Below are 10,011 nucleotides of genomic sequence, written 5' to 3' on the forward strand. Positions count from 1 at the left end.
GGTTACAAAAACGTGTCGTCGGAAAATTGGACCGCAACCCCGGCGGGCGCATGACGCACGACCATTGCATCGACCATGGGCGGAGTTTCGCCTTCGCCCAGCGTTCCGACCACCCGGACCTGAACCAGCGTTCCGAGCGGCGGATAGTCGACGGAATCCAGAATCAACAAGACCCCGCCAGCGCTCAGATCCTCGGTCTGGACCACCCGCATCGGTTGACCGGCGCGATGCAACTCAATCTCGACTTCCATGGGAAGACGCCGATGTCGACGTTTGTCGGAGTCCATGTTCGTCCTCTACCAACAGGGAATTCCCGTATTCACGGGAAACATCATGGCCAGTTCGCCTGTCATGCCGATCAGCCATCCAGACCGGGATGCGCGAGATCCTCCAGTCGCCAAAAGGCATCGCCGCGCAGATAGCCCGGCTCCACGGACGCCACCAGCGCCGAAGGACGACCATCCCAATCGCGTTCGGCAACCCAATGAGCAGGCAGGGAGTCCAGAAGATGCGCACGGGCAATGCAACCGTCAGTTAATTGACACAACCGCACCTCACCGCTCGACCGATGTCGAAAAGCCGGCAGAAAACCCACCACCAATTCCGGAGAAAGACGCCATTTCGGGCCTCGCGCGGTCGCGCCGGATGAGGAGAAGGAAACGTCACTGTCAAGCATCATCGGTTGTTCCTCCATTAGGGATCAACTTCCGTAACGGCCCGGACACAGGAAACTAAAGCGATCCCGAATGCATCGCCCCGTCTGAATGCGGAGGCATGTCTGGCAGCGTCCAGCGAATGAGTGCTCAAGTTTGTGCTACATTCGTCGGTCATTGACAGCCAATTCGTCTAAACTTCGAACTAAGGTTTGATTTCCGCTCCTGTCCTGCCGCCAACCGGATGCACAGGAAGCGGGTTTCCCACTCTGGCGGAGCGGCGATCCAGCTGCCCGCGTCGACAACTGAAGAGGCCACACCATGGACGTTTCTTCAATGGCAGGTACCCCCAGCACCGCCAATGCGATGTTCTCCAACCAAACGGCCAACGCCAGCGCGGTCTCCGTGCTCAAAAAATCGCTCGACATGCAGGCCGAAACGGTCACCGCCCTGCTGCCGACCGAGCCGGCAGCGACGCCTGGGCAGGGATTACCCGACAACGTCGGACGCAACATTAATATCACGGCCTGAGTCCAGTCGACCTGGGTTCAGCTTCCGAGATTGTTCAAGCGAACTGACTGAAAACCTCCGTCGGCGGATCGGCGAAAAAGCCGGCAATCCTCTGTTCGAGACGTTCACGGGCACCCGCACCGTTCGGCTGACCGGTTTGCTCTCGGCCGGCTTGACTCCCGTCAACCGGCGTGTCGGCCTTCGCCTCCTCGCTCTTTAACGCCTCCTCGCCGGTTCCCGGCCGCTCGACCGGCTGCTCGCGTTGCAACTGCATCAGTTCGTGCAGCGCGTTAGTCTCCATGGTCGTCGCAGAGGCCGCCACCCGCAGATCCTGCGCGGAGGGCTCGGCCGGAGCAAGGGCTGCACGGCGCACCGCGCGCGCCTTGTCGAGGGTGGCCGCGGGATCTCCCGACACGCTTGAGGTATCGATTCCCACCTCGCCGCCGATGGCATAACGCTGTCCATCGGGGCCGGTCTGATAATCGTAGCTGGCGGAACTGGTCACATAGCGACCGCCTGCGGCGATATGCGCCTGCTCATGGGCGCGGACTTCCGTATCCCGTTGTTTCAGGAGTTGCAGTTCCTGCTGCTCGTCCGTCGTGAGTTCCAGCGCGGAGTCGCTCGCTTCCGGGCGCTGACGCGGATCCTCCTCCGCGGTGGACACCTCGCCGGCCGCGAGGTCATCGCCCTTGAGATCGGCAGGACGCTCGTCCGCCACCGGCGGCGTCGGGCCAGCCGGGCGCGGCATACCGAATGGAATCGAATTGATGGCGGAGTGGATCTCCATGAGCCAAACCTCGCGTTGCCCCAACCCAAGTGTAGCCCGTCAACCGTTTTCAGACTGCCAATGCGTCCTCGACAACGACACAAAACGCCCGAGAGTCAATGCCATCAACGCTGCGAATCCAGCACTGAACCGATGGTCCGGATCCAGGGGCCATTTGCGCGTACACCAGCAGGCAACTCGGGTAAGGCATTTTCCGCCTCTGCCCGATTCGGATAACTGCCGGCCAGCGCGATCGCGAAGGAACGCGTCTGGATGAAATGAATGCCTTCCAGATCATGCGGAGCGATAAACCCCTGCGCGACCGCCAGACTGCGAGCGGCAACCAGTTGGATGGTGAAGCGGCCGCGATCCTGGCGCAGGAGCCATTCCTGATCGGCTTCGACTTCGGCTTCGGGATCGGCCGATCGTGGCGTCGGCATCGGTTGGAACAGCGGGCTCGGCTCAGGCTCGGACGCGGGCGTCCGCTCCGGCGGTCGCGAGAGGTTCGGGCGCGCGTCGACCGGCGCCGAAGCTGGAGCCGGGCTCGGAGTCACGACCTCTCCCGCAGTGGACTCGGCCGCGGGCGCATTGACAGCCGCCACCGGCGCCATCGTCGGGGCGTCCGTCACGGGAGTCAGCGGCCGGGCCTGATCCGCATCGATGGCGGAACCGGAAACATCTCCGGAAGCCCGCTCGACCGCCGCCACGGAACCCGCTTGCCCCGGCGTCTCCATGGGGAGCCTGAGCGAGGAATCCTCGAGCTGCAAGACCACGGGCACCAGAATCGATATGACCACGCTGCCGAGGATGGCGGGGAGAAACCAGCGTTGACTCCAGTACGGCACCGCGGCCTTCCCCCCCGAAGAACCCGGCCCGCGTTCCGGGGTCGGCTGGCGCGCCTCTGTCGGCTGGGACTCGGAACGTAGCGTATGGCTGCGGATCTGCCGGAGCACCTGCTCGAAGTCGGCGGTCTCCTCCCGCGCATCTTCATGGACGAGAAACCTGGACAATTCCGTATCCATTGGCGTCACGCGCTCGTCTTCGTCATACAGATCCAGGATTCCCTCTGGATTCATCGAGGCCGGCTCGGACTGGCCTGCGGCCGCGTCCTTCGCCTCCCGCGCGCCGCTCGGCTCGACGCGAGCCGCCGCGGTGCCGGACGGACCGGCCAGATGACCGAGCTTGCCGGCGATCGCCTGCTTAAAGCCATTGACGCTGCGGCAGCGGCGGGCCAGCCAGGCATTCGCATTGGCGTTCAGGAGCGCGGGGATGCCTTTGCTGCTGGTTTGCAGAACCGCGATATCGCCGGAGGTCAGAAAGGTCTCCGGATCCTCGATGCCCGCCACCCGCAAGCGATGACGCAGATAGGCGCCAGCCTGTTCGAGATTGAGCGGACGCAGATTCAGACGCACGACCTGATTCTCGTCCGCCGGATCGCCCAGCGGCAGGCGCCCGCGATTCAGAGAGGGATCGCCGACCAGAATCAGGCGCAGGCCTCGTCCGTTCAATTCGAGAATCTCGGAGCGTATCCGCAGCAATCGCTCGACGATCTCCATGCCAATCAGATGTGCATCGTCAATGGCGAGCACCAGCGCCACCCCGGCGCGACTGCGTTCCGCCAGCAAGTCCTTCACCGACCGGGCGGGATGATCCAGACCGATGGCGCGAAGATGACCGCGAATAGTGGCGTCGACCGCCGCGAAGGGGATGCCGGCGCGGCCGCGGAATGCAATGAATTCAAAGTTATCCCCCAAGGCGCCAAGCAGGCGCATGAGTTGAATACTGCGTCCCGAACCGTTCGCACCCGCCAGAATGACGATGGCCCCCGGCGCGATCAAGGCCCTGGCCGCCGTTTCGATCAAACTCTCCAGCAGCGGATCGCTGTAGAGAAACTCCTCGCTGGGAACCGCATCGAATGGCGGCTGACGCAGCTTGAGTCGAGCCAGGCAATCAGGAGGAAAAGACATAATTTCAGTTTTAGATTCAAGCATTTCGGACGAATTAGGAAGCTGATGCTACACTCCGCGACCAGGCTCATCAAGCCATTCGCCCCGTGCCGCGGCACCTTCGCTCAGAGTCGATACCATGCACGATTTGCGCCTCAACATGCAGGATATTGCCCGTTCCGGGCATGTCACACGCTGGCATTCGGTGCGCTGCGCGCGCAATCAGACCCTGGCCGAACATCATTATCTGGTCACCATGATCGCCCGCGAATTGATGCGACGCATCCTGGGGGACAGCCTGCCTGCCGAGACGCGCCTGCGCGTCCTCGAATACGCCTTGACCCATGATGCCCCCGAGTTGCTCATGGGCGACCTCCCCTCCCCGCTCAAACGGCGCATCGCCGAGATCGCCGGCGAAGCCGATCCGCTCGCGCGCATCGAGCGGGAGATCGCCCCGGAGATCGCCGAGCTGAAAACCGCGCTCCAGGGATCGGCGCTGGCGTTCATCGTGAAGCTCGCCGACCTGATGGACGGCTGTCTCTTCATCCGCGAGGAAGGAATCGGACGCCACGCGGCCGTGGTCGCGGAAAAATCCGAAGCCGCCTTCCACGACAAGATCGCCGAGGCGCGGCTGCGTTTCGCCGATCTTGACTGGTCGCAGGCAGAGGATCTTTACACCCGGATGCGCGGCGATGCCGGGGCGGACAATCGCCTGCTCTTCGAAGGATCGCCCTGAATCGCCACCCATGATCGGCGGCTAAAATCAGACGCCTTGCGGTCTTGGCTGACCCCTGAAATGAGTTCAAACTAGTCGGCGGGAAACCCGGCGGCTCCATGGCCGGACGCCGGTGGTGCAATGCTGCGAGCAACCATCAACAGGGTACGCCAGGATGTGTCCTGGAGAGCCTGGACCGGCTCCTTTTGACCGCAATGGCGACGACACGCGAGAACCGATATGCGACGTATCAATGACCTGCCGATCTGGGTGCGCTTGGTCGGGGCAATGTGGCTGATCCTGATGCCGGCCTGGACGGGGCTTATCCTCTGGGCGGCGCAGGAGCAGCGCCAGACCGCCATCGAGCAGGCCGAAGCCTTCACCGGAACGCTGCACGAAATGACCCTGGCCGGTCTGACCACCCTGATGCTCCACGGGACCATCCACAAGCGGGCCGATTTTCTCAGTCAGATCATCGAACTGCAAAACGTCAAGGATCTCCGCGTGCTGCGTGGCGAGAACGTCAAAAAACAGTTCGGCCCGGGCACCGACGACGAAAAACCGCGGGACGACATCGAACGCGCCGTGCTGGAGACTGGCGAAGCCTATCTGAGTCTCTCCGATGACGGCGCCATCCTGCGCGCGGTTGCTCCGGCCTTTGCCCGCAAGGATTATCTGGGCAAGGACTGCACCTCCTGCCATGCGCTCGCCCCGGTCGATGGGGTGTTGGGGGCCGTGAGCATGGAGATCAGCCTGGATGACGTCAACGCCAATGTCCGTCTGTTCGGCCTGAAAATTTTTGGTCTGGCGGCGATTCTCAGCGTGCCGGTCCTGTTGTTTCTCTATTTTTTCACCTCGCGCTTCGTCACCCGCCCCATGCAGCAGATGACGCTTGGTCTGGATGGCATCGCTCATGGCGATGGCGATCTGACGCACCGTCTGCCGATCGCGGGCCGCGACGAGATCGGACGCGCTTCCACCGCTTTTAATTCCATGATGGACAACTTCCGCGATCTCATCCGACGGATCCTGGAGTCCACCGCGCAGCTCGCGCAAGCGGCGGGGGATTTGGCGGACGTGACCGAGCGGACCAATGCTGGCGTCGCCCGCCAGCGCAACGAAGTCGATCAACTCGCCTCGGCCATGCACGAGATGAGCGCCACCGCCCAGGAGGTCGCCCACAGCGCCCAGCAGGGTGCGGACGCCACGAATGTCGCGAACACGGCCGCCATGGCCGGTAAAAATGTGGTATCGGGTACCATGGAACGGATCGAGCAGCTCGCCCAGGAGGTTCAAAAGGCGGCCGACGTGATTCGCGAGCTGGGCAAGGACAGCCAGGAAATCGGCAAGGTGCTGGACGTCATCCGGGGAATCGCCGAGCAGACCAATCTCCTGGCGCTCAACGCCGCCATCGAGGCCGCGCGCGCCGGTGAGGCGGGTCGCGGCTTCGCGGTGGTCGCCGACGAGGTACGCTCACTGGCCAACCGTACCCAGACCTCCACTCAGGAGATTCAGGCGATGATCGAACGGCTCCAAAACGCCAGCCGCCGCGCGGTCGACGTGATGGAGGAGAGCCAACAATACGCCGAGTCCAGTCGCAAGAGCGCCGCCGAGGCAGAGCATTCGCTGGATGACATCACGGCGGCGGTGACAACCATCAACGATGTCAATACGCAGGTCGCTAGCGCCGCGGAGGAGCAGAGCGCGGTGGCCGAGGAGATGAACCGCAACGTCACTAGCATTTCCGATGCCGCCGAGGGGAATGCGCAGGGCGCGCGTCAGACCACTGACGCTTCCGAACAACTGGCGCGCCTGGCGGCGGAACTCCAGGAACTGGTGGGGCATTTCAGGGTTTGACTGTGTAGGCTGTGCAACCGGCGTCAAACCTGGCGTGGGATTCGTGGTCGAGACATGCCGGTTGCACAGCCTGCAAAGCTAAAATATTTCGACGTTTAGCCGCATTGTCCTGTTCCAAGCATGCACGGTTTGGGCTTCCGTTGACGGTCTTTCGGGAGAGTTTCCCGACTTATGAATGCCCGGCAGACCGGAGATACCCCTGTCGCGAAGGCGCCTGCACGATAATCTCCGGAATCCGCGGCAATCCCACCACAGCGTCGACCGCGCCGAGTTTTACCGCCTCTTTGGGCATTCCGTAAACGATACAAGTCAGCTCGTCCTGTGCCACCGTGAAAGCGCCGGCCTCGTGCATCTCCAGCATCCCGCGCGCGCCGTCATCGCCCATGCCGGTCATGATGATGCCGACGGCGTTCGGTCCAGCCGATTGCGCAGTCGAGCGAAACAGCACATCCACCGAGGGGCGATGACGGCTGACCAGCGGACCGTTCTTGACCTCGACCCGATATTGGGCGCCGCTGCGGCGCAGCAGCAGGTGATCGGTTCCCGGCGCGATCAGCGCCAGCCCGGCGATCACGCGGTCGCCATTGCGTGCCTCGCGGACCTCGATCTCGCACAGCCCATTCAAACGCGCGGCAAAGGCCGCCGTGAATTGCCCCGGCATGTGCTGGACCACGACGATCCCCGGCGCGGTGCGGGGCAGTCGGGTGAGCACATATTCGAGCGCCTGGGTGCCGCCGGTAGAGGTGCCGATCGCGACCACGCGATCGGTGGTCTCGGCCAGCGGCTTGAAACCGCGCTCCGCGACCACGGCCTCTGCGGTCAACTTGGGCGCCGGGGCCGCCGCCGGAGCAAAACGTCGCGCGGAACCCATCTTGTCCATCCGGGCATGACTCGCGCCCTTGATGGCATCGCCGAGCAGGGTTCTGGACTCTTCCAGAAACTGACGCAGCCCGACCTTGGGTTTGGCGATGATATCGACCGCGCCAGCGTTCATCGCCTGCATGGTGACCTCCGCCCCGCGTTCGGTGAGCGTCGAGCAGATGATGACGGGCGTCGGATGCTCCTTCATCAATTGGCGCAGAAAGGTGATGCCATCCATGCGCGGCATCTCGATGTCGAGCACGATGACATCGGGCCACTGCTTCTCCAGCATCTTTTGGGCGAAGATGGGATCGCGGGCGGAACCGATGACCTGAATACCGCTGATCGCATTCAACTGTTCGGTGAGCACCTGACGGACGACCGCCGAGTCGTCGACGATAAAGACATTGACCTGAGACATCGTGCGTCACTTTTCCTCTAAAAAAATTCCGCCGGCACGGGACGCTGCTGGGCCTGCAGGGCACGCTGCAAATAGGCACGCTCCTCCGCCGCGATCTGTTCCGCGTTGCGCCTGGGGATGCGGCGAAGATAGACCGAGAAATCGGCGCCATGAAAGTGGATCTGTCGTCCCGCCTCACCACCAAGATCCTGAGCGACCAGCGGAATCCCGTCTTTCTCCAGAAAATTCCGCACGAACTGGACATTGGCCGTCCCGATGACAAAACGATCGGGGAGATTCTCGACCGAGCTTTTCAGCACATTCGCGCCACCAAAGGCCTTGGCGCGTAGATGCTCGCGCCGCGCGCCCAGGTTAAACAGACCGTTGATGAGAAGCTCCATGGCCCAGAGACCATAGCGCCCGGCATCCGACGCGATCACCGGCTCGCGACCCGCTGCATTGCGTGTCGGCAGCAGAAAATGATTCATGCCCATCACCCGCGCCACCGGATCGAACAAACAGACCGAGACACAGGAACCCAGGAGCGTCGAAAGAATGATCGGCTCACGGGTGACATAGTGTTCTCCCGGATGGAGAAAACGCTTCTGGATCTGGTTGTCGGCGCTTGGCGGCATGGGGTCGGTGGAGCCTGATGTTCCATGGAGTCCTGATCAGTCCAGCGGCTTACGAAACACCGAAGGCCGGACCATTTCCAGTTTCGTCTTGAGCGAATGCAGCGACTCCACATGACTGATGAACAGATAGCCGCCGGGCTGGATCGCGCGGGTCAGGCCATCGATGACCTGTTGTTTGGTGGGAATGTCGAAATAGATAAGGACGTTACGCAGAAACACCACATCGAAACGCTCCCCGTCGGCGAGGGGACGCTTGAGATTGCGCTGCTCCAGTTGAACCCGCGCCTTCAGACGCGGGTCGATCAGCAGATTGCCCGCCTGCGAACGCACACCCTTGAGACAGTATTTACCCAGCCAGTCCGTCGGCAACCGCTTGGCCCGATCCAGCGGATACAGCCCCTGACGGGCCGCTTCCACCATCCGTGAGCTGATATCCGATCCCAGGATCCGCCAGTCGCCCATCCCCAAGCCTTCCGCCAGCGCCATGGCCAGGGTATAGACCTCCTCGCCCGAGGAACAGGCCGCGCTCCAAACCCGCATCGGGCTGCCGCGATAGGCGGGCAGGATGTCTTTCAGCAGAAACTCGAAATGCGCCGGCTCGCGATAAAAATAGGTCTCGTTGGTCGTCAGCAGATCGACCAGATGCTGACGCTCGCGGTCCTGACTCGGTTCGGAGACATACTCAAGATAGGCGTGGAAACTGCGCAGACCCAGATGCCGCAGTCGACGCTGCAGGCGCGAACTGACCATCTGACGCTTATGCGGCGTCAGACTGATCCCGGCCCGGTCATGGATGAAACGGCGAAAACGTTCGAAGTCATCCTCCGAGAGCGGCACCGCCTCGACGAGTGGCTCGGGCTCCGCCTTGGTCGGTCGCGGCTTGATCAGCGTGTCAGGTGTCCACATAGGTTGCGTCCGTGCGTCCAGCAAGAGCGGAGTTTTGATGAATCGGTGGACGCGCGCCCTGCCCGATGGCGGCCAGTTCCGCCACGTCGAGAATCAGCGCGATGTCCCCGGTGCCGAGAATGGTCGCGCCGGCCACCCCGCGCAGGCGCTCGAACAGCTTGCCGAGCGGTTTGATGACGGTCTGCAATTCGCCCAGCAGGGTGTCGACCACCAGCCCGACCTTGTGATGACCGAAGCGCACCACGACCAGGCTTTCGCGCTGACCGTCGGTGCGCTGGCCGGCGTTCTGGAAGAGGTCGGTGAGACGGATGAAGGGCAGCACTTCGCCGCGCAGGTTGATGTAGTGTTCGCCATGACGCTTGAGGGTTTCGAGGGCGTTCATCTCGACGCATTCGGCGACCTGCGCGAGCGGGATGACGTATTGGTCGCGCCCGGCGCCGACCAGAAAGCCTTCGATGATGGCGAGGGTGAGCGGCAGGACGATGGTGACCTTGGTGCCTTCGCCCAGGACGCTGTCGAGTTCGACCGTGCCGCGCAGCGCCTCGATGTTGCGCCGCACCACGTCCATGCCGACCCCGCGCCCGGACAGATTGGTGGCCTGCTCTTTGGTGGAGAGGCCGGGGGCGAAGATGAGCCGCAGGGTGTCGTCGCGGCTGAGCAGCTCCTCGGGTTTGACCAGTCCCTTGGCCTCGGCCTTGGCGCGGATGCGCGCGGGGTCGAGGCCGGCGCCGTCGTCTTCGATTTCGATGACGATGTGCCCGG

The 10,011-nt window shown here is 62.9% G+C and carries 11 protein-coding genes; 3 read left to right on the plus strand and 8 right to left on the minus strand.

The window, feature by feature from the left end; all coding sequences use genetic code 11:
- Window positions 1-2: 2 nt before the first annotated feature.
- Window positions 3-287, minus strand: a complete 285-nt coding sequence (locus CCR95_RS24630) for a PilZ domain-containing protein (RefSeq protein WP_201099336.1) — start codon at window positions 285-287, stop codon at window positions 3-5.
- A 71-nt stretch (window positions 288-358) separates the two neighbouring features.
- Window positions 359-679, minus strand: coding sequence for a hypothetical protein (locus CCR95_RS24635; protein WP_201099337.1), 321 nt, complete (start codon window positions 677-679; stop codon window positions 359-361).
- Window positions 680-989: 310 nt separating this feature from the next.
- Between CCR95_RS24635 and CCR95_RS24640 the strand changes: the two genes are divergently transcribed.
- A complete protein-coding gene (locus tag CCR95_RS24640; protein WP_201099338.1) occupies window positions 990-1,184 on the plus strand; it encodes a YjfB family protein in 195 nt (64 codons plus the stop codon).
- Between the two features lie 34 nt (window positions 1,185-1,218).
- Here CCR95_RS24640 and CCR95_RS24645 read toward each other — a convergent pair whose 3' ends face one another.
- Both CCR95_RS24645 and CCR95_RS24650 read right to left on the minus strand, forming a co-directional pair.
- Window positions 1,219-1,950, minus strand: coding sequence for a putative metalloprotease CJM1_0395 family protein (locus CCR95_RS24645; protein ID WP_201099339.1), 732 nt, complete (start codon window positions 1,948-1,950; stop codon window positions 1,219-1,221).
- Window positions 1,951-2,054: 104 nt separating this feature from the next.
- Complete coding sequence (locus CCR95_RS24650; RefSeq protein WP_242523483.1) at window positions 2,055-3,896, minus strand: AAA family ATPase; 1,842 nt, start codon at window positions 3,894-3,896, stop codon at window positions 2,055-2,057.
- A gap of 118 nt (window positions 3,897-4,014) precedes the next feature.
- On the opposite strand from CCR95_RS24650, the gene CCR95_RS24655 reads away from it, so the two are divergent.
- Complete coding sequence (locus tag CCR95_RS24655; protein WP_201099342.1) at window positions 4,015-4,611, plus strand: YfbR-like 5'-deoxynucleotidase; 597 nt, start codon at window positions 4,015-4,017, stop codon at window positions 4,609-4,611.
- A 219-nt stretch (window positions 4,612-4,830) separates the two neighbouring features.
- Window positions 4,831-6,447: a methyl-accepting chemotaxis protein gene (locus tag CCR95_RS24660; RefSeq protein ID WP_201099344.1), complete on the plus strand. Its 1,617-nt coding sequence runs from the start codon at window positions 4,831-4,833 to the stop codon at window positions 6,445-6,447.
- 169 nt (window positions 6,448-6,616) lie between these two features.
- On the opposite strand, the gene CCR95_RS24665 is transcribed toward CCR95_RS24660, so the two are convergent.
- The 4 genes from CCR95_RS24665 to CCR95_RS24680 all read right to left on the minus strand — a co-directional run.
- Window positions 6,617-7,729, minus strand: a complete 1,113-nt coding sequence (locus tag CCR95_RS24665; protein ID WP_201099346.1) for a protein-glutamate methylesterase/protein-glutamine glutaminase — start codon at window positions 7,727-7,729, stop codon at window positions 6,617-6,619.
- Window positions 7,730-7,746: 17 nt separating this feature from the next.
- Window positions 7,747-8,343, minus strand: coding sequence for a chemotaxis protein CheD (locus tag CCR95_RS24670; RefSeq protein WP_201099347.1), 597 nt, complete (start codon window positions 8,341-8,343; stop codon window positions 7,747-7,749).
- Window positions 8,344-8,379: 36 nt separating this feature from the next.
- Complete coding sequence (locus CCR95_RS24675) at window positions 8,380-9,249, minus strand: CheR family methyltransferase (protein ID WP_201099349.1); 870 nt, start codon at window positions 9,247-9,249, stop codon at window positions 8,380-8,382.
- On the minus strand, window positions 9,236-10,011 hold a 776-nt coding region (locus CCR95_RS24680), incomplete at its 5' end, for a chemotaxis protein CheA (protein ID WP_201099351.1). The genes CCR95_RS24680 and CCR95_RS24675, both read right to left, overlap by 14 nt.

It is taken from the genome of Thiocystis minor (genome assembly GCF_016653465.1).
GTDB classification, from domain to species: Bacteria; Pseudomonadota; Gammaproteobacteria; order Chromatiales; family Chromatiaceae; genus Chromatium; species Chromatium minus.

Coding starts and splice junctions, on each gene's coding strand:
- CCR95_RS24630 (WP_201099336.1), bottom strand. CDS start 287: ATGGACTCCGACAAACGTCGACATCGGCGTCTTCCCATGGAAGTCGAG.
- CCR95_RS24635 (WP_201099337.1), bottom strand. CDS start 679: ATGATGCTTGACAGTGACGTTTCCTTCTCCTCATCCGGCGCGACCGCG.
- CCR95_RS24640 (WP_201099338.1), top strand. CDS start 990: ATGGCAGGTACCCCCAGCACCGCCAATGCGATGTTCTCCAACCAAACG.
- CCR95_RS24645 (WP_201099339.1), bottom strand. CDS start 1,950: ATGGAGATCCACTCCGCCATCAATTCGATTCCATTCGGTATGCCGCGC.
- CCR95_RS24650 (WP_242523483.1), bottom strand. CDS start 3,896: ATGTCTTTTCCTCCTGATTGCCTGGCTCGACTCAAGCTGCGTCAGCCG.
- CCR95_RS24655 (WP_201099342.1), top strand. CDS start 4,015: ATGCACGATTTGCGCCTCAACATGCAGGATATTGCCCGTTCCGGGCAT.
- CCR95_RS24660 (WP_201099344.1), top strand. CDS start 4,831: ATGCGACGTATCAATGACCTGCCGATCTGGGTGCGCTTGGTCGGGGCA.
- CCR95_RS24665 (WP_201099346.1), bottom strand. CDS start 7,729: ATGTCTCAGGTCAATGTCTTTATCGTCGACGACTCGGCGGTCGTCCGT.
- CCR95_RS24670 (WP_201099347.1), bottom strand. CDS start 8,343: ATGCCGCCAAGCGCCGACAACCAGATCCAGAAGCGTTTTCTCCATCCG.
- CCR95_RS24675 (WP_201099349.1), bottom strand. CDS start 9,249: ATGTGGACACCTGACACGCTGATCAAGCCGCGACCGACCAAGGCGGAG.